This is a genomic window from Kitasatospora sp. NPDC005751, assembly GCF_040630835.1.
GTDB lineage: Bacteria > Actinomycetota > Actinomycetes > Streptomycetales > Streptomycetaceae > Kitasatospora.
This window is the reverse complement of record NZ_JBEXYC010000011.1, coordinates 75,483-93,238: the sequence shown is the minus strand read 5'-3', so window position 1 is coordinate 93,238 and position 17,756 is coordinate 75,483. Positions and strand designations below refer to the sequence as shown.

The window sequence follows — 17,756 nt, the reverse complement described above, 5'->3', positions numbered from 1 at the left end:
CCTCAACGGCTCCTTAAGCCGCCCCTAACCTCTCTGAGCACCCCTCAGCAGGCCCCCGCCGCCCGGCTAGCGTGAACGGCACCACCCTCACCCCGCTCCCGCGAAGGAGTCCCCTCACCATGCCCGTGCGCCACCGCCTCCCCGCCGCCGTCCTCACCCTCGCCGCCGCCGGCCTCACCGTCGGGGTCGGAGGCGGATCCGCCGCCGCGCACGGCTCGATGCAGAATCCGCTCAGCCGGATCGAGGGCTGCTACCTGGAGGGCGCCGAGCACCCGAAGTCGGCGGCCTGCCGGGCCGCCGTGGCCGCCGGGGGCACGGCCGCCCTCTACGACTGGATGAGCCTGCGGATCGGGGACGCCGCCGGGCGCCACCGCGAGCTGATCCCGGACGGCCGGCTGTGCAGCGCGGGCTCGGACCTGTACAAGGGCCTCGACCTGCCGCGCGCCGACTGGCCGGCCACCAACCTCACGGCCGGGTCGGACTTCACCTTCCGCTACCGTGCCACCGCGCCGCACCGGGGCACCTTCCAGCTCTTCGTCACCAACGCCGACTACTCCCCGACCAAGCCGCTGACCTGGGCGGACCTGGAGCCCCAGCCGTTCCTCACGGTCACCGACCCGCAGCTGACGGACGGTTCCTACGTGCTGCCCGGCAAGGTCCCGGCGGGGAAGACCGGACGCCAGCTGATCTACGCGATCTGGCAGCGCTCGGACAGCCCGGAGGCGTTCTACTCCTGTTCGGACGTGGTCTTCGACGGCAGCGGCACCGCGCCGACGACGACACCCGCGACGCCGCCCGCCCCCGCTCCGGGCGGCACCGCCCCGGCTCCGTCGTCCGGGCACCCCGCCGGGCACGACCACACCACCGCTCCGGCCACGCCGACCGCCGCCCCGACGGCCGCGGCCACCACCCCCGCCGCCTCCGCCACCACGCCGCCGCCCACGGCCGGCCCCGCCGCGGTGGCCGGCCCCGGTCCCACCACGCAGGCTCCCGCGCCCGCCCCGGTGCCGGCCACCGATCACGAGCGGCTCGCCCAGACCGGCTCCGACCGCTCCCTCGGCGTCCTGGCCTCGATCGGCTCGGCCTTCCTCCTGGCCGGCGCCGTCGTCGCCGTCATCCACCGTCAGCGCCGCCGCACCCCGGGCGCCCACGCCCGCTGACCCCGACCACCCCGGACCGACCCGCCCCCGGACCGCCGGGACGCCCGCCGCCCCACCGGCGGGCGTCCCGGTCGAACCACCGCGGCCGCCTCACCGTCCGTCACACCGACGGCACCGAAACCGGGGCCAATCGGACACCTCGTGCTGGCGCACCGTGATTGAGTAAGGCGCATGAGCCCCTCCTCACGCCCTTCCCGCGACCACGACGGCCCCTTCCGTGTCGGCCTGATCGGCTACGGTCTGGCCGGAGCCGCCTTCCACGCCCCGGTGATCGCCAGCACCCCCGGGCTCCGGCTGGACGCGGTGGTCACCGCCAACCCCGACCGCCGCGCCCAGCTGCGCACGGACCACCCCGGCGCCCGTGCCGTGGACACCCCGGAGCAGCTGCTGGCCGACCGGGACGCGCTCGACCTGATCGTGATCGCCTCGCCCAACCGCACCCACGTCCCGCTCGCCCGGGCCGCGCTGCGCGCCGGGCTGGCCACCGTGGTCGACAAGCCGCTGGCCGCCACCGCCGCCGACGCGCGGGAGCTCTGCACGCTGGCGCGGTCGCAGGGCGTCCTGCTCTCCGTCTTCCAGAACCGGCGCTGGGACGGCGACTTCCTCACCGCCGCCCGGCTGGTCCGCGAGGGCGCGCTGGGCCGGGTCCACCGCTTCGAGTCCAGGTTCGAGCGGTTCCGCCCCAAGCCCAAGGCGGGCTGGCGCGAGCTGGCCGACCCGGCCGAGGGCGGCGGCACGCTGTACGACCTGGGCAGCCACCTGGTCGACCAGGCGCTCACCCTGTTCGGCCCGGTCGAGACGGTCTACGCCGAGATCGACACCCGCCGGGACGGCGCGGTGGTCGACGACGACGCCTTCCTCGCCCTCACCCACGCCTCCGGCACCCGCTCCCACCTGTGGACCAGCGCCATCACCCCGCTCGTCGGGCCCCGGCTGCGGGTGCTCGGCGACACCGCCGGATACGTGAAGTTCGGCATGGACCCGCAGGAGGAGGACCTCCGCGCCGGTCAGCGCCCGGACGGCACCGGCCGCGCCGGGGCGCCGTGGGGCGCCGACCAGCCCTCCCGGTACGGCACCGTCGGCACCGACGAGGACGCGACCACCGTCCCGACCGACCTGGGCGACTACCCCGCCTTCTACGCGGGCGTCGCCGCCGCCCTGGCCGACCCGGGCACTGCGCCGCCGGTCGACCCGCTCGACGCCGTGGCCACCCTGACCGTCCTGGAGGCCGCCCGCACCTCGGCCGCCACCGGCACGACCGTCCGGCTCGGCTGACCCCTTCCGGGGGCGCGGCGCGGCCGGTCGGACCTGGTCGGCCCCGGCTGGAGTCGGCCGGACCGAGTCGGATCCGGTCAGATCCCGATGACCTCGACGGCCGCGCCGAGGCCCCGGAAGTCCGCCACGTTGCGCGTGTACAGCGGCAGCCCGTGCGCGGAGGCGACGGCCGCGATCATCAGGTCGATCCGGCGCGGACGCGGCTGGCGCCCGGCGGCGATGGTCAGCGTGACCAGCGTCCCGTACCGGGCGGCGGCGGCCGCGTCGAAGGGCAGCGGGTCGAAGTCGGCCATCGCCGCGCCCAGCACCTCCAGCCGCGACGCCCGGCTGACCGCGTCCCGAGCCATCGAGACGCCCTGCTGGAGCTCGGCGAAGGTGATCGCGGTCAGCTCCGGCACGGCCGGCAGCTCGGCCGGGTTGAGCAGCGCCAGGTCGATGTAGACGCAGGTGTCCAGTACCCCGGCCGGGCGGCGCCGGGGCGCCCTGCGCCGCTCAGCCACGCCGCCGCTCGAAGGGGTCGTCGCCGTCGTCCCCCACCAGCTCCTCGGGGCCGAAGTACTCCTCGGCCTCCTTGCGCATCTGCTGGTAGTCCACCCGCGGCAGCTTCACGTGCCGCGCCACCAGTTCCTCGGCCGTGAGGCGCCGCCGCTCCGCGACCGGCCGCAGCTCCGCGACCTCGACCCCGTTCCTGGTGATGTGGAAGGTCTCGCCCGCCTCCACCGCGTCCATCACCGCGGCGGAGTTGTTCCGGAACTCCCGCTGGGTAATCGTCTTCATCCTTCCAAGGTAGCCCCGGGTAGCACCGCTGGCTACGGTGCGCGGGAGCGCCGGGGCCGCCCGCCGTGAGCGCGCGCTCCCCCGGGAGCGCCGGGCGTCGTACCATCGTCGACAACGCCCGGACCCGGTACCGCCGAGCACGGCGCGTCCGTCGGCACACCAGTCGGTTCGTCAGCCGGTACGCCCGGCAGTCGGTGCCCGGCACTCGGCACTCGGCACTTGGCAGGAGAGGAGCTCACCGTGGGATTCGTCGCGATGCTGCTCGGCCTGCTCCGGGTGCTGACCGGGGAGGCGCTCACCGACGGTGGGACGCTGACCTCGGTGGCCGCCGCCGCGGCCGTGGTGCTGCTGGCCGGCGCCGTCGCGGGCACGCTGGCCGCGGCCCGGTTGCTGGGCGCGCGGGCGCCGGCCGCCGTCCGGGACGGGACGCTGCGGCGTCGGGCGCTCCGGACGGCCTTCCTCCCGCAGCGCGATCCCGACGCCCGGGGCAGGCGACGCCCCAGGGCCCCGGGCGCGGCCCCGGCGGCCGCGTAACCACCCCTTTCTCCACCGCCGTCCACGCGGCCGCCCTCCGCCGATCACTCATGTCCTGAGACGCTGAGACCCCGGAGGGCTCGCTCCACCATGTCCGTTTTCGCAGTGCTCGACCCGGCCGTCGGCCTGGCCCACGACGTCGTCGCCTCCCTCGCCCAGCTGGTGCCCACCGCGCTGGCGATCGTCCTGTTCACCGTCTGCGTCCGGCTCGCCCTGCACCCGCTGGCGCGGGCGGCCGCGCGCGGCGAGAAGTCGCGGGCCCGGCTCGCGCCGAAGGTCGCCGAGCTGAACCGCAAGCACAAGGGCAAGCCGGAGAAGCTCCAGGCCGCGCTCGCCGAGCTGTACCGGGAGGAGAAGGCCTCGCCGTTCGCCGGGTGCCTGCCGATGCTGATCCAGATCCCGTTCTTCTCGGTGATGTACCGGCTGTTCACCACCCCGAACGACCTGCTCGGCCACACCCTCTTCGGCGTCCCGCTCGGCCTGCACGCGGGCAGCGCGCAGAGCGCCGCGCAGTGGGTGGTGTTCGGCGCGCTGTACGCCGGGCTGGCCGCCGTGGGGTACGTCAACTTCCGCCGGGCCCGCCGTGCGCAGGCGGCCGCTCCGAAGCAGCCGGCGCAGCCGGGGCAGCCCGGGCAGGCCGGACTGATGGCGGTCATGCCGTACCTGTCGTTCGGCACCGTGCTGTTCGCGGCGCTGGTGCCGCTGGCTGCCGCGCTCTACCTGCTGACGACGTCCGCCTGGTCGGCCGCCGAACGCGGCTGGCTGCACCGGGGCGGGACCGCGCCGGTGCCGGCGGTGGCGCTGATCTGACCGGCGCGCGCCGTACGGTCCGGCGGCGGGGGCCCCCGCCGCCGGGCGGGTCAGGCGCGCAGCAGGTTGCCGATCACCGCGCGGGCGATCGTCGCCGGGTCCTCCCCGGCGCGGTCGGGCAGGCTCCCGCTGTTCCACAGCTGGGCGAAGCCGTGGACGATCGACCAGGCCGCCAGTTTGAGCTCGCGCTCCCGCGCGTGCTGCGGGGCGGACGCCGCGAGCGCGGCGGCGAGGGCCTCGTCGGCGCGGGCCCGGGCGGCGGACAGGTGCGGGTCGTCCGGGTGGTAGAGGCCGGGCTCGAACATGACCGCGAAGTGGGCGCGGTGCCCGACGGCGAACCGGACGTAGGCGATCCCCGCCCCGGCCAGGTCCGGCCCGGCAGCGCGTACCGCGTCGGCGAGGAGTTCGTACCCCTGGGCGGCGAGTGCGGTGAGCAGTCCCGCCTTGTCGCCGAAGTGGTGGGCGGGGGCGGCGTGGGAGACGCCGGCCCGGCGGGCCAGCTCGCGCAGGCTCAGCGCGGCGGGCCCGTTCTGTTCGATGGCCGCGGCGGCGGCGGCGAGCAGGGCATTCCTCAGGTCACCGTGGTGATAGGGCTGGGCAGACATGCCCCGATCATAACTTTCCATTGACAAGATGGCGCGGCCGCACCTAACTTGATGGTGTCAAGATGCCCTGCACGCAGGGCACCACCCGCACCTTCGGAGGCCGAGATGGCACCCCTGATCGCTCTTGTCGCCGGATTCCTGGCCGCCCGCCTGGCCGGACTGGCCGGTGTGGACGTGCTCGACGGCTGGCACCCCGCCCTGCGGGTCGGACTGGCCGCGATGTTCCTGCTCACCGCGTCCGCGCACTTCCTCCCGCGCCTGCGGAGCGGACTCGTCGCCATGGTCCCGCCGGGCCTGCCCCGGCCGGAGCTGCTGATCACGCTGACCGGCCTGCTGGAGCTGGCCGGCGCCGTCCTGGTCCTCGTCCCGGCGACGACCAGGCTGGCGTCCGCGGGCCTGATCCTCATGATGATCGCGATGTTCCCGGCGAACGTCTCGGCCGCCCGCCGCCGACTCCCCGGCGTCACCCCGATCGGCCCCCGCACCGCTCTGCAGGTGCTGTTCGTCGCGGCCGCCGCACTGACCTTCGCGGGCTGACCCCGTGCCCTCGCGCCTCCGTGCCGGCTCGGCGGCGCCACTCGGAGACCCGCCCCGGACCGTGGCCACGGCAGGCCGTAGCCTTTGATCGTTTCTGAGTCCGGCCGGACAAGGTGGAGGAATTCGTGAAGGTCGCAGCCCCGACGTTGGCCGAGATGCGGGAGGTCTGCCAGCCGCAGGCCAAGATGCAGAGCCGCAACGGTGAGCACTGGGCGGGCCGCCTCTACATGCGCCGGATCTCGCTGCGGACGACGCGGCGGCTGGTGCGGACGTCCGTCTCGCCGAACACCCTGACCTGGGTGATGGTGGTCTGCGGCGTCGGCGCCGGGGCCGCCCTCGTGATCCCCGGACTGACGGGCGCGATCCTGGCCGCCCTGCTGTTCCAGGGGTTCCTGCTGTTCGACTGCGTCGACGGCGAGGTGGCCCGCTGGAAGCGGCAGTTCAGCACGGCGGGCGTGTACGTCGACCGGCTCGGCGCCTACCTGGCCGATGCCGCGCTGATGATCGGTGCGGGCATCCGGGCCGCCCGGGGCGGGTCCGACCTGTGGATCTCGGTCGGCCTGGCGACGGCGCTGGGCGTCGTCCTGCTGAAGGCCTCCACCGACCTGGTCGACGTGGCCCGGGCCCGCAGCGGGCTGGCGCCCGCCGACGAGGAGTCGACCCAGCCGCGCTCGCAGGGCATCGCCACCGCGCGACGGTTCGCCTCCATCTTCAAGATCCACCGGGTGACCAACGGCATCGAGGCCTCGCTGGTGCTGCTGGCCACGGCGGTGGCGGACGCGGCGGTCGGCAACCTCGGGCCGACCCGGATCGCGCTGGCCGCGATCGCGGTGATCACCTGGGGGATGGTCGTCGCCCACCTGGCGTCGATCCTCTCCTCGTCGCGCCTGCGCTGACCGGCCGCCGGACCGCCCCGGCGCGGTCGGCGGCGTCGCGGCGCAGGGCGTCGCTCCTCGCCTGGCAGACCGCGCCGACGACGGCGGACAGGACGATCAGGCTCAGGAGTCCGAGCACGGCGGACTCGTCGAGATGGCGCCGAGGGGCCTGCCGCAGCGCCAGCCCAGCCGCCAGGCGAGGCCGTGCATGAGGTCCTCGGCCTGCCGGGTGGTGAGACGGAAGACGAGCTGCTCGTCGGGATCCGCACCGACGGGGTCGTCGACGGCCAGCCGGAGCTGGACGGCGGCGTCCGGGGAGGGTTCGACGGCGAGGTAGGGGACGGTGGTGGTGGCGGCCTCGTGAGGCCGCGGGGGAACGGGCAGGTGGACGACGTTCACGCGACGGCGTCCAGCTCGAACCAGACGGCCTTGCCGCGCTTGCAGGGCTCGGCGCCCCACCGGTGGGTGAGGCCCTCGATGAGCTGGAGGCCGCGCCCGCACTCGGCGAGGTCGGAGGGGTGGCGCTGCTCCGGCAGCTCGCAGCTGTCGTCGTTCACGGAGACCCGCAGCGTGGTGTCGTTGATGAACACCAGGACGACCGGCGAGGACGTCCGGCCGTGCCGCCAGGCGTTCACGATGAGTTCGGCGAGCGCGAGTTCGGCGTCGGCGATGACCTCGGGGTGCCAGCCGCTCCGCGCCATGGCGCTGCGGAGGCCCTCGCGGGCGAGGGTGAGGGAAGGGGAGTTGCGGTTACACACGGGGAGTCTCCCTGCGGTGTAGGTGGGGCACACCGGTGAGGGTGTCGCCGTGAGCAAGTCCGCAGCGGCGCTGGAAGGACCACATACGGATGCTCTTCGGTGCCCGGGCAGCAGGTACCAACTGCCCTAGGGGTTGGCGTTACTGACAACCCGTTCGGTGAGCGGTGCATCACAGACTGTAGGGCACTGGACGGCAAATTTGCCAGCCGATCCATAGAAGATGTGCCAATTGATCAGCTGGACTGGCACAGCTGCGGGGGTAGATGCTTGGCAGATGCCACCTACCCCAACAGCACGCCGCAAGCGGGTCGGCATCGAGCTACGGAAGATGCGAGATGCCGCCGGCTGCACGGCAGGAGAGGCCGCCACCGTTCTCGGGGTGGACCGCAGCAAGGTCACACTCATCGAGCAGGGGACCTATCCGGTCAGCGCTGAACGCGTGATCGCGCTGGCCAACAAGTACGGCGAGACCGACCAGGACTTCGTCGAAGCTCTCGCGGCTATGGCGGGCGACCGCTCCAAGGGATGGTGGGAGGAGTATCGGGGAGCCGTCCCGATCGGGTTCCTCGATATCGCCGAGCAGGAATACCTCGCTCGCGGAACGCAGTCCTACCAGATCTGCCATCCTCCAGGGCCAATGCAGACCGAGCGATTCAGCAGAGCCATCTTCCGCGACGCCCAGGTACCACTGAGTCCACGCGTGGTGGAAACTCGTATCGAACATCGCATGCGACGCGCCGATACTCTCATGACAGAGGGCGCCCCGCCCTATCTCGCGATCGTGCACGAGGCCGCACTGCGCATGCAGTTTGGTGGCCGAGAAGCGGCACGAGAGCAGTTGGACTGGCTACTGGAGCTCTCGGAACGTCAGCATGTCACGCTTCGCGCGATCACCTTCGAGTCGGGTGGATTCAAGGGATCCGGCCAAGCGATCATCTACATGAACGGCACCGCGCCACGCCTCGACACCGTCCTCTATGACACCGTCGACGGGCCGACGTTCCTTCATTCAACAGAACACCTGGACAAGTATCGCGCGATCATAGAGGAGATGACCGAAAGGGCTCTGTCGGTCGACCGTTCTCGCGATCTGATTTCAAAGATCAAGAAGGAGATGTAGACCAATGGATGACCTCACCTGGATACGCCCCGAGGCGTGCGCAAACTCTGCCAACTGCCCCGAGGTGGCCATCACCCCCGACACCGTCTTCGTCCGCAGCAGCCTCCAGCCCTCCGCCGTCGCCCAACTCACCACCGACGAATGGCGTGACCTCCTCGCCGGGATCCGCAACGGCGAGTTCGACGTCTGACACCCGGGCCCGCCCCGGGCTCCCTCCCTCTCCACCGGGCCCGGGGCGTAGTGTGCGAACGGTGATCGAACTGAGCTTCCGGGGGAAAGACCGGTATCGTCCGTCCTGGCTTCATCTCGGCGTCCTCTGTGTGGTGTTGGCCGTCGAGGGAGTCTTCGCCGCCTACCGTCTCGGCCCGGCGGGCTTCGGCTGGGTGCTCGGCGGGACCCTGGTGCTGGTCGGTCTCGCCACCTTCGTCGTGCTCCGGTCCTGGACCACCGTCGACGCCTCCGGCATCACCATCTGCTGGGGCCTCGGTCGCGGCCGCACCCATCCCTGGCACGAGATCCGCTGGATCGACATCCGCGAGACCGACAACCAGTACGGATACTCGCTCGTGCCCCGGATCCACCTCACGAACGGCCGGCGCCGCTCACTGCCCGGGCTCCAGCACAGCGACGTCTACCCCTCCCCCGACTTCCACGTGGACTTCCGGCGCATCATCAACTGGTGGGAGCTGAGCACGGATCCGAGCATCCGCGTCCAGTCGTCGAAGCAACTCCGCGACCGGGTGGGCCCCATGGCGGCCGGGGCCATCGCCGGCCTCGTCATCGCGGTCGTCGTCGGAATCGTCTTCGTCGTGAAGAGCTGACCCGGCCGTGCCTCGGCTGTGCCCCGAACCCCGCTCGAACCCGAAAGGACAACCCCGCATGACCAGCCCGCGGGACGTGGTCGAGCAGCAGCTCACCGCCTACAACAACCACGACATCGACGCCTTCGTCGCCACCTACGCCGAGGACGTCCTCGTTCTGCGGCGTGACGGCAGCCGCCTGGAAGGCCGTCAGGCCCTGCGCGACACCTACACCCGGCAGTTCGCCGCGGGCCGCTGCCGGGCGGAGATCGTGGGACGGCTCACCGAGGGCGACTGGGTGGTCGACCACGAAGTCGCCCACGGCCTGTCCGACGAACCGGTCCGCGTCCTGGTGGCCTACCGGGTCAGCGAAGGCCTCATCGACCGCGTCGAGTTCCTCGGCTGAGCCCGCGCACCCTGCTCGCCCCACCCTGCTCGCCCGCCCTCACCCGTCACCCCGCCGACAGCAGGGCGGTGAGCACCTCCTCCGGGTCAGGACCGTGCACCGTCAGCGCCTCCGCGCGGACGGCGGCGAGGTCCAGGGCGTCCAGCACGGCCTTCACCGTGACGATCGAGTTGTCGCCGGGTATGGACAGCGCCAGCGCCTCCTCGTCCGGCGCCGCGTAGTCGAAGAGCGCTGCGGCCGCCCGGAGTTCGGCCCGGCCGGCGAAGCTCAGCCGCAGGTGACTACCCGGGACGAACCGCTTCAGCTCGGCCGCCGTGCCCTCGGCCACGATCCGGCCGCCGTTGAGCACGGCCGTCCGGTCGGCGACCCGGTCCGCCTCCTCCAGGTGCCGCGTGGTGAGCAGGACGGTGAGGCCGTGCTCGGTGGCGAGGCCCCGGACCGCCTCCCCCAGCGCCCGCCGGCCCGCCGCGTCGAGGCCGGCGGTCGGCTCGTCGAGCAGGACGACCCGAGGCTCCCCGACCAGCGCCATCGCCAGATCCAGCGTGCGCAGCACGCCGACCGGGAGACCGGCGGCCGCTCGGTTCGCCACCTCGCTCAGCTCGAAGCGCCGCAGCAGCTCCGCGACCCTCCTGCGCCCCTCCCGACGACCCAGGTGGTGGAGGTCCGCCATCAGGAGCAGGTTCTCCTCGGCGGTCAGCAGCTTGTCCACCGCCGAGACCTGGCCGACGACACCGATCGCCCGCCGGACCTCACCCGCGCCCCGAACTCCGCCCACGCCCCGAACCGCACCCGCACCCGCACCCGCACCCCGAGCCCTGCCTCCTCGCAGGGCCCCGCCCCCTTGCAGGGCCCTACCCGCTTGCCGGACCCTGCCCGCCCGCTGCACCAGCTCGTGCCCGGCCACCCGCACCACCCCGCCGTCGGCCGGGACGAGCGTGGAGAGGATCCGCACGACGGTGCTCTTCCCGGCTCCCCTCGCCCCGAGGAGTGCGAACACCGTGCCCTCGGGGACCGTCAGGTCGATGCCGTCCAGCACCACTCTCCCCCCGTAGGACTTGGTCAGTCCGGCCACGGAGACCGCCGCCGTGATCGGGGCGGCGGGGACCGGCCTCAGGGTCATGGCTCACGCCTCCTTCGCTACCGGGTACGCCGGGCCGTGGCCGGGTGGTCAGGAGCGCCGGATCACGATGTCACCGAGCTGCGTCCGCCCCCGGATCTCGACCCGCTCCGTCGCCTCGCCGGGGCCCGCCGCGGCGCCGAGCGAGTTGCGGAGGCTACCAAGCTTGGTGTGGACGTCGAGCCAGGCGGCCGTGCCCTCGCGGATGCCGACCTCCAGCTCGCCGATGGCGCTCTGCAGGACGACCCGCCCGCGGACCACCTCACCGATCCGGATGGCGCCCTGGGCCGTCTTGATGTCCACGTCCCCGAGGGCCGCGCCGACCTGGATCTGGCCGTTGGAGGAGTTGACCTTGAGGTCCCCGCCGGCCTCGCCGATCACCGTCTCGCCGTTGAGGTTCTTCACCGTCACCGCGCCCGCCACGGTGCCGATCTCGACCCGGCCGGAGCCGTTGACCTCGGCCTCCCCGTCGGCCCGCCGCAGCCGGACGTCCCCGTGGTCCGTCCGCAGGTGGACGGAGTCCGCGTGCTCGACCTGGATCCGGCCGACCGACGTCCGCACCCGGCAGTCGCCCAGCAGCCCCTCGCAGAGGAAGTCCCCCATCGGCGCGTTGCCGTGGACCTCCGAGCCGGCCGGCAGCTCGACGGTGACGTCGACCGAGCCCGCCCGCCCGAAGAGCGAGCGCTTCTTCGGGCCCTTCACCACCAGGGCGCCGCCCGCGTAACTGATCCTGGTCTGCTCCGCGGCCTTGACGTCCGCCTCGACCGCCGGGTCCGCCGGCCGGACCTCGACCACGGTGTCCGTGCGCTTGCCCGCGGCGATCCGGACGGACGCGATGTCGAACTCGATGGTGGCGCTGATCGGGCCGGGAGTGTCGAAAGAAGGCATGGCTGTCCCGTTCTCTTGGCTCTGATGGATGAACCCGCCGGTCGGACGGGGTGGAAGGAGAAGGAGTGGGAAGCGCGGAACCTAGTGGACCCAGCCGGTGAACCCCTGCCCGGTGGGTGACACCGTCCGCCCGACGGCCCGGACGGGCTCGCCCGGCTCCAGGGCGGCGGCGACGGCGCGCACCAGCCAGGCGTTGGCCGAGAGTCCCTCCTGACCGGCCGCCTCCTCGACCCTGGTCTTGAGGTGGGCGGGCAGGCGGAAGTTGATCCGGGCGGTGTTGCCGTCCTCCCCCTCCGGCGCCGCCGGTGCCACCGGCGGCGCCACCGGCGCCGGTGACCGCTCGCCGGTGTCGTGGAACACCTCCGGCGACGGTGGCGCCATCACCACGAACTCCGGATCCAGCCCCCGGAGCCGGACGTCCACCGAGCCGGGTGCGAGATCACGGGTGACCTCGCCCATCGCGGCGGAGAGGGCGTTGAGAAGGGTGAGCCGCACGGCCGACTCCAGCGGAAGAGTCAGGCGCTCGGCCAGGGCACGGGCTTCGTCTCCGCCCGCGCTCGCTGCGACCGCGAGCTCGTTCCGGAGGTTGTCGACGTACGGCGAGAGGTCCATGACCCAAGAATGGCACACCCGTGGCGCCACACCAAGTCCTTTTGGCGCCACAACCCGGAAGAGTGGCGCCACGCGCCGGTGCGGGCCCCGCCGCCGGACGCACCGCGGGCCGGTGCCGTCCAGGACGGCACCGGCCCGCAGGCATGACAGGGGAAGGTCAGACCGTGCCCCACCCGGCCAGGTGGGCGTCGATCTCGCCGACGATCCGGGCCTTGCCGGCCGGGTCCAGGAAGGACGCCTCGACCGCGTTGCGCGCCAGCGCGGCGACGCCCGCCTCGTCCAGGTCCAGCAGCCGGGCCGCGACCGCGTACTCGGTGTTGAGGTCGGTGCCGAACATCGGCGGGTCGTCGCTGTTGACGGTGACCAGCAGGCCCGCGTCGACCATCTGCCGGATCGGGTGCTCCTCGATCCGCTCGACCGCGCGGGTCGCGATGTTCGAGGTCGGGCAGACCTCCAGGGCGATCCGGTGCTCGCCGAGGTGGTCCATCAGGGCCGGGTCCCGCACGGCCTGGGTGCCGTGGCCGATGCGCTCGGCGCCGAGCAGCCGCAGGGCGTCCCAGACCGTCTCGGGGCCGGTGGTCTCGCCCGCGTGCGGGACGCTGCGCAGACCGGCCGCCCGCGCCCGGTCGAAGTACGGCTTGAACTGCGGGCGCGGCACGCCGATCTCCGGGCCGCCGAGGCCGAAGCTGACCAGGCCCTCGGGGGCGAGGTCGACGGCGAGCCGGGCGGTCTCCTCGGCGGCGGCCAGACCGGCCTCGCCGGGGATGTCGAAGCACCAGCGGAGCACGACGCCGAGGTCCTTCTCGGCCCGCACCCGGGCGTCCTCGATGGCCTCCATGAAGGCGACGTCGGGGATGCCCCGGCTGACCGAGGAGTACGGCGTGATGGTCAGCTCCGCGTACCGGATGTTCTGCCGGGCCATGTCCTCGGCGACGCCGTAGGTCAGCGCGCGGACGTCCTCGGCGTCGCGGATCAGGTCGACGACGCTGAGGTAGACCTCGATGAAGTGGGCGAAGTCGGTGAAGGTGAAGTACTCGGCGAGGGCGGCCGGGTCGACCGGCACCTTCGACCGGCCGCGGTGGCGCGCGGCCAGCTCGGCGACCACCCGCGGCGAGGCCGAGCCCACGTGGTGGACGTGCAGCTCCGCCTTGGGCATCCCGGCGATGAACGCCTCGATGCCCCGGTTCGCGGTGGGGTTTCCGATCCGACTTCCGTCCGGCTGGACCACGGTGGTGCCCTTCTTCTCTACGCGCGTATCAAGCTGTGTCCGCAAGGATAAGCACAGGTGGCTCACCCCCCGAGGGCAACCGCCACGGTGTGGATGAGCAGTCCCGCCAGCGCTCCGACCACGGTCCCGTTGATCCGGATGAACTGCAGGTCACGGCCGACGTTGGCCTCGATCTTGCGGGACGCGTCGTCCGCGTCCCAGCCGGCCACGGTCTCGGAGATCAGCGAGGTGATCTCCGCACGGTAGGTGTCGACGAGGTACTGGGCGGCGTCCTGGAGCCAGCCGTCCACCTTGGCCTGGAGCTTCGGCTCGGTCGCCAGGCGCGCGCCGAAGTCACGCACGCCGTCACGGATGCGCCGGCGCAGCTCGCTGTCCTCGTCCTCGGCCGCGGTCAGCACCAGGGCGCGGACGGCGGCCCAGGTGGAGGCGATGAGCTCCTGCACCTCGGGGCGGACCAGCAGGTCGGCCTTGGCCCGCTCGACCCGGGCGATGGTCTCCCGGTCGCTCTGCAGTTCGGTGGCGAAGTCGGCGAGGAAGTTGTCGACGGCGCCGCGCGCGGCGTGGTGCGGGTCGTCCCGGATGTCGGTGACGAACCGCATCAGCTCCTTGTAGACCCGCTCGCCGACCTGGTGGTCGAGGAACCTCGGCGTCCAGCCCGGGGTCTTCTGGGTGACCCGCTGGACCACCTCCTCGTGGTTCTCGGTCAGCCAGTCGTGCACCCGGACGGCGATCAGGTCGACCACGCCGTGGTGGCCGCCGTCGGCGACCACCCTGCCGAGCATCCGGCCCATCGGCTCGGCGACCGAGGTGGCGGCGGCCCGCCTGGTCACCGCCTCGCCGACGACCGCCTGGACGTCGTCGTCGCGCAGCACCGCGAGGACGCCGCGCAGCGCGGCCGACGCCTCCTTGGTGACCCGCTCGGCGCTGCCGGGCGCGGCCAGCCACTCCCCCAGCCGGCGGGCGATGCCGAGCGCGGCGAGCCGGCCGCGCACCACCTGGCCGGAGAGGAAGTTGTCGCCGACGAAGTCGCCGAGCGACTTGCCGAAGGCGTCCTTCTTGGTCGGGATGATCGCGGTGTGCGGGATCGGCAGGCCGAACGGACGGCGGAAGAGCGCGGTCACCGCGAACCAGTCGGCGAGCGCGCCGACCATGCCCGCCTCGGCGGCGGCGGCCAGGTAGCCCGCCCAGGCGCCGGCACCGGCCGCCTTCGCCCAGGTGGCCAGGGCGAAGACCAGGGTCGCGAAGGCCAGCAGGCCCGTCGCGATGGTCTTCATCCGGCGGACGCCGCGTCTCTTCTCCTCGTCGGCCGCGGTGAACCGGACCCCGGGCCCGGTCCCGCTGAAGGCATCGTCACTCACCCCGCCAGTCTGCCCGTTGCCGGCGCATGCGGAGGGCGCGCCCCACAAAGACGCGCCCCCGCCGTGGGAACGCCGTGCGCCCGGCCCGGCAACCGGACCGGACGCACGCCCGCCGCGCCGGGGCCGGTCAGCCGATCGCGACCTCCGCGTACATCCGGGCGATCACGTCCTCGATGGCCGGCTCGCGGACCGACAGGTCGACCATCGGGTACCGGTCGGCGACCGCGGCGACGATCGGGGCGGCGCTCTGCTGGGCCGGGAAGGCCAGCCACTGCCGCGGCCCGTCGACCTTCACCACCCGGGCGCCGGGCACCTCGATCGGCGGCCGCGCCTCGGCGAGGTCGACGACCAGCGTCCGCTCGCTGTCGCCCGCCGCGTGCAGCCCCTCCAGGCCGCCGTCGTAGACGACCCGGCCGTGGTCGATCACCATGACCCGGCCGCAGAGCTGCTCGATGTCGGTGAGGTCGTGGGTGGTGAGCAGCACGGTGGTGCCCTCGTCGCGGTTGACCTCGCGCAGGAAGTCGCGCACCCGGCCCTTGCTCACCACGTCCAGCCCGATGGTGGGCTCGTCCAGGTAGAGCACCTGCGGGTCGTGCAGCAGCGCCGCCGCCAGGTCCCCGCGCATCCGCTGGCCGAGCGAGAGCTGGCGCACCGGGGTGTCCAGCAGGGCGCCGAGGTCGAGCAGTTCGACGCAGCGCCGGAGGTTGGCCCGGTATCGGTGCTCGGGGATGCGGTAGATCCGGCGGGCCAGCTCGTAGGAGTCCCGGAGCGGGAGGTCCCACCAGAGCGTGGTGCGCTGTCCGAAGACGACGCCGATCCGGCGGGCCAGCGCGACGCGCTCCCGGGCCGGGTCGACGCCGGCGACGCGCAGCCGGCCGCCGGAGGGCACCAGGATGCCGGTGAGCATCTTGATGGTGGTGGACTTGCCCGCGCCGTTCGGGCCGATGTAGCCGACGCATTCGCCGGCCTCCACCGTGAAGCTCAGCCCGTCCACCGCGCGGACCTCGCGCTTCTCGCGCTTCAGCCGGCCGGCCTTGGCGCGGACGGTGAAGGTGCGGCGGACGTCGTCGAGTTCGATCAGTGCCATGGGAGTCCTGCTTTCGAAGGGGGTTCGGGGCCGGGTCAGCTGCCGGTGCCGCGGTAGGCCCGCAGCCCGGCGCGCCAGGCCAGCCCGGCCGCCACCAGTGCGAGGACGGCGGCGATCGGCGAGGCGTACTGGAAGGCGGTCGGCAGGCCGAGCGGGTCGGGCCGGTCGAGGATCCGCAGCGCGGGCAGCCAGTTGACGAATGCCAGCGGGACGCCGAACACGGTGCCCGCCACCAGCTCCTTGGCGAAGACGGTCGGCGGGTAGTGCAGCACGGTGGCGCCGCCGTAGGTGAAGGCGTTCTGGATCTCCTTGGCCTCGCCCCACCAGAACTGGAGGGTGGCGAAGCCCACGAACACCGCGGCGAAGATCGCCGTGCCGCAGACCAGCAGGGACGGGACGAGCAGCACCCGGTCCCAGGTCCAGTCGACGTCCAGGGCGGCCAGCGACCAGGCCAGCACCCCGACCGCCTGCACCGGCCGGCCGATCCGGCGCAGCGAGAAGCGCTCGGCGCAGACCTGGGCCAGCGCCGGGGCGGGCCGGATCAGCATGGTGTCCAGCGTCCCCGCCCGGATCCGCTGGCCCAGGCCGTCGACGCTGCCGACCAGCAGGTTGGCCATGCCGAGCGCGAAGCCCGAGGTGCCGTAGAGGAAGCCGAGCTCGGGCAGCGTCCAGCCGCCGAGCCGGTCGGTGTGCCGGAACATCAGGATCACGACGACGAAGTCGAGGAAGGTGATCACCAGGTTGGCGACGAGCATCAGCACGAAGGACGCCCGGTAGGACATCGTCGCCCTGGTCCACATCGCGGCGGTGAGCCACCAGGCGCGCAGCGCCCAGCGGGTCCGGGCGAGCAGGCCCCGCTCGGTCGGGAGCGGACCGGTGGAGAGCGGGTCGTTCGGGAGCGGGTCGCCTCCGGCGGGCGGGGCCGCGGCGCGGGCGAGGGCCGGCTCAGCCACCCTGGACCACCACCTTGCGGGTGGCGAGCAGCTGGACGCCCCGGCCGAGGAGGACCAGCCCGAGGCCCCAGGCGAGTTGGAAGCCGAGCGCACCGAGCAGCGCGGCCCCGGTCGAGCGCTCCAGGAAGACGTCGGTCGGCACCTGGATCAGCGCGGCCCACGGCAGCACCGGCGCGATCTCGCCGAGCAGGCCGGGGAAGAGCGCCAGCGGCAGCAGCATCCCGGAGAAGAACATCGACACCACCAGCATCACTGAGCGCACCCCCTCCGAGTCGTGCAGCCAGAAGCCGGTGAGCGAGACGAGGAAGCGCAGCCCGAAGCTGACCACCACCGCGAGCAGCACCGACAGCAGGAAGTACAGCCAGGTCAGCGGGTGTTCGGGCAGCCGGACCCGGAAGACCAGCGCCCCCGCCAGCATCGGCAGGGTGCCGCGGGCGAGCAGGTGGTAGCCGGCCCGGCCGAGGTCGGTGGCCAGCCACCAGCCCTGGAAGTCCACCGGACGGTAGAGGTCGATGGCGATGTCGCCGCTGCGGAACCGGTCCTGGACGTCGTCCTGGAAGCCGCCGCCCCAGACCGCGACGGTGACCAGCAGCGCCTGGCTGACCCAGATGTAGGTGACGGCGGCGCTCTGGTCGTAGCCGCCGAGGCCGGGCCGGGCCTGCCAGAGGGCGACGAAGGTGTAGGCGAGGATGAAGCCGAAGACGGTGTTGGTGAAGGCCCCGGCGAGGGTGGCGGCCCGGTAGGTGGCGTAGCGGCGGAAGGCTCCGCGGGCGATGGCGAGGTAGAGCGCCACCGCGGCGCCCGGACCGCCGGCGGCGCCCGCGGGATGTGGAGCACCACGGGGATCGGGATCGGG

Annotated in this window: 23 protein-coding genes; 10 read left to right on the top strand and 13 right to left on the bottom strand. The window is 73.2% G+C overall.

Going from position 1 to position 17,756, the window contains the following annotated elements; all coding sequences use genetic code 11:
* Nucleotides 1–119 precede the first annotated feature (119 nt).
* Together ABZ497_RS13945 and ABZ497_RS13940 are read left to right on the top strand one after the other, a co-directional pair.
* Nucleotides 120–1,160: a lytic polysaccharide monooxygenase gene (locus ABZ497_RS13945; RefSeq protein WP_359804992.1), complete on the top strand. Its 1,041-nt coding sequence runs from the start codon at nt 120–122 to the stop codon at nt 1,158–1,160.
* 171 nt (nt 1,161–1,331) lie between these two features.
* Nucleotides 1,332–2,435 carry a Gfo/Idh/MocA family oxidoreductase gene (locus tag ABZ497_RS13940; RefSeq protein ID WP_359804990.1) on the top strand — a complete coding sequence of 368 codons (1,104 nt, stop codon included), beginning with the start codon at nt 1,332–1,334 and terminating at the stop codon, nt 2,433–2,435.
* A 77-nt stretch (nt 2,436–2,512) separates the two neighbouring features.
* On the opposite strand, the gene ABZ497_RS13935 is transcribed toward ABZ497_RS13940, so the two are convergent.
* Entirely contained in the window at nt 2,513–2,935 is a 423-nt protein-coding gene (locus ABZ497_RS13935) for a type II toxin-antitoxin system VapC family toxin (protein ID WP_329487797.1), read from the bottom strand.
* Nucleotides 2,928–3,212, bottom strand: a complete 285-nt coding sequence (locus ABZ497_RS13930; protein ID WP_329487798.1) for a type II toxin-antitoxin system Phd/YefM family antitoxin — start codon at nt 3,210–3,212, stop codon at nt 2,928–2,930. Before ABZ497_RS13930 ends, ABZ497_RS13935 begins: the two co-directional genes overlap by 8 nt.
* A 240-nt stretch (nt 3,213–3,452) precedes the next feature.
* Here ABZ497_RS13930 and ABZ497_RS13925 point away from each other — a divergent pair, with 240 nt between their 5' ends.
* Nucleotides 3,453–3,746: a DUF6412 domain-containing protein gene (locus tag ABZ497_RS13925; RefSeq protein WP_329487799.1), complete on the top strand. Its 294-nt coding sequence runs from the start codon at nt 3,453–3,455 to the stop codon at nt 3,744–3,746.
* 90 nt (nt 3,747–3,836) lie between these two features.
* Nucleotides 3,837–4,556: a YidC/Oxa1 family membrane protein insertase gene (locus tag ABZ497_RS13920; protein ID WP_329487800.1), complete on the top strand. Its 720-nt coding sequence runs from the start codon at nt 3,837–3,839 to the stop codon at nt 4,554–4,556.
* A 50-nt stretch (nt 4,557–4,606) separates the two neighbouring features.
* Here ABZ497_RS13920 and ABZ497_RS13915 read toward each other — a convergent pair whose 3' ends face one another.
* Nucleotides 4,607–5,161 carry a TetR/AcrR family transcriptional regulator gene (locus tag ABZ497_RS13915; protein ID WP_359804987.1) on the bottom strand — a complete coding sequence of 185 codons (555 nt, stop codon included), beginning with the start codon at nt 5,159–5,161 and terminating at the stop codon, nt 4,607–4,609.
* Nucleotides 5,162–5,266: 105 nt separating this feature from the next.
* On the opposite strand from ABZ497_RS13915, the gene ABZ497_RS13910 reads away from it, so the two are divergent.
* Nucleotides 5,267–5,698 (top strand): DoxX family membrane protein, encoded by a 432-nt coding sequence (locus tag ABZ497_RS13910; RefSeq protein WP_352293144.1) that lies wholly within the window; start codon nt 5,267–5,269, stop codon nt 5,696–5,698.
* A gap of 155 nt (nt 5,699–5,853) precedes the next feature.
* Complete coding sequence (locus ABZ497_RS13905; protein WP_359805078.1) at nt 5,854–6,594, top strand: CDP-alcohol phosphatidyltransferase family protein; 741 nt, start codon at nt 5,854–5,856, stop codon at nt 6,592–6,594.
* A gap of 102 nt (nt 6,595–6,696) precedes the next feature.
* Here the strand turns inward: ABZ497_RS13905 and ABZ497_RS13900 are convergent, their stop codons facing one another.
* Nucleotides 6,697–6,972: a hypothetical protein gene (locus tag ABZ497_RS13900; protein WP_329487803.1), complete on the bottom strand. Its 276-nt coding sequence runs from the start codon at nt 6,970–6,972 to the stop codon at nt 6,697–6,699.
* The gene (locus ABZ497_RS13895; protein WP_329487804.1) at nt 6,969–7,331 is read right to left on the bottom strand and encodes an ATP-binding protein; all 363 of its coding nucleotides are present in this window, start codon (nt 7,329–7,331) and stop codon (nt 6,969–6,971) included. The genes ABZ497_RS13900 and ABZ497_RS13895 overlap by 4 nt, the downstream gene beginning before the upstream one ends.
* A 220-nt stretch (nt 7,332–7,551) precedes the next feature.
* Here ABZ497_RS13895 and ABZ497_RS13890 point away from each other — a divergent pair, with 220 nt between their 5' ends.
* The 4 genes from ABZ497_RS13890 (at nt 7,552) to ABZ497_RS13875 (ending at nt 9,657) form a co-directional block, all read left to right on the top strand.
* A complete protein-coding gene (locus ABZ497_RS13890) occupies nt 7,552–8,451 on the top strand; it encodes a helix-turn-helix transcriptional regulator (protein WP_359804984.1) in 900 nt (299 codons plus the stop codon).
* A gap of 4 nt (nt 8,452–8,455) precedes the next feature.
* Nucleotides 8,456–8,641, top strand: a complete 186-nt coding sequence (locus ABZ497_RS13885; protein WP_359804982.1) for a DUF397 domain-containing protein — start codon at nt 8,456–8,458, stop codon at nt 8,639–8,641.
* 61 nt (nt 8,642–8,702) lie between these two features.
* Nucleotides 8,703–9,272, top strand: coding sequence for a hypothetical protein (locus tag ABZ497_RS13880; protein WP_359804980.1), 570 nt, complete (start codon nt 8,703–8,705; stop codon nt 9,270–9,272).
* Between the two features lie 58 nt (nt 9,273–9,330).
* Complete coding sequence (locus ABZ497_RS13875; protein WP_359804978.1) at nt 9,331–9,657, top strand: nuclear transport factor 2 family protein; 327 nt, start codon at nt 9,331–9,333, stop codon at nt 9,655–9,657.
* Between the two features lie 46 nt (nt 9,658–9,703).
* Here the strand turns inward: ABZ497_RS13875 and ABZ497_RS13870 are convergent, their stop codons facing one another.
* From ABZ497_RS13870 to ABZ497_RS13835, 8 genes are all read right to left on the bottom strand, one after another.
* Complete coding sequence (locus ABZ497_RS13870; protein ID WP_359804976.1) at nt 9,704–10,777, bottom strand: ABC transporter ATP-binding protein; 1,074 nt, start codon at nt 10,775–10,777, stop codon at nt 9,704–9,706.
* Between the two features lie 48 nt (nt 10,778–10,825).
* A complete protein-coding gene (locus ABZ497_RS13865) occupies nt 10,826–11,662 on the bottom strand; it encodes a DUF4097 family beta strand repeat-containing protein (protein ID WP_359804975.1) in 837 nt (278 codons plus the stop codon).
* Between the two features lie 81 nt (nt 11,663–11,743).
* Nucleotides 11,744–12,274, bottom strand: coding sequence for a hypothetical protein (locus ABZ497_RS13860; protein WP_359804973.1), 531 nt, complete (start codon nt 12,272–12,274; stop codon nt 11,744–11,746).
* A 157-nt stretch (nt 12,275–12,431) separates the two neighbouring features.
* Nucleotides 12,432–13,502: an adenosine deaminase gene (locus tag ABZ497_RS13855; RefSeq protein ID WP_359804971.1), complete on the bottom strand. Its 1,071-nt coding sequence runs from the start codon at nt 13,500–13,502 to the stop codon at nt 12,432–12,434.
* Nucleotides 13,503–13,564: 62 nt separating this feature from the next.
* Entirely contained in the window at nt 13,565–14,860 is a 1,296-nt protein-coding gene (locus tag ABZ497_RS13850; protein WP_329487813.1) for a DUF445 domain-containing protein, read from the bottom strand.
* 127 nt (nt 14,861–14,987) lie between these two features.
* Entirely contained in the window at nt 14,988–15,947 is a 960-nt protein-coding gene (locus ABZ497_RS13845) for an ATP-binding cassette domain-containing protein (RefSeq protein WP_329487814.1), read from the bottom strand.
* A 35-nt stretch (nt 15,948–15,982) separates the two neighbouring features.
* The gene (locus ABZ497_RS13840; protein WP_359804969.1) at nt 15,983–16,900 is read right to left on the bottom strand and encodes an ABC-2 family transporter protein; all 918 of its coding nucleotides are present in this window, start codon (nt 16,898–16,900) and stop codon (nt 15,983–15,985) included.
* Nucleotides 16,893–17,693 carry an ABC-2 family transporter protein gene (locus tag ABZ497_RS13835; protein ID WP_352293166.1) on the bottom strand — a complete coding sequence of 267 codons (801 nt, stop codon included), beginning with the start codon at nt 17,691–17,693 and terminating at the stop codon, nt 16,893–16,895. The genes ABZ497_RS13840 and ABZ497_RS13835 overlap by 8 nt, the downstream gene beginning before the upstream one ends.
* Nucleotides 17,694–17,756: the final 63 nt, after the last annotated feature.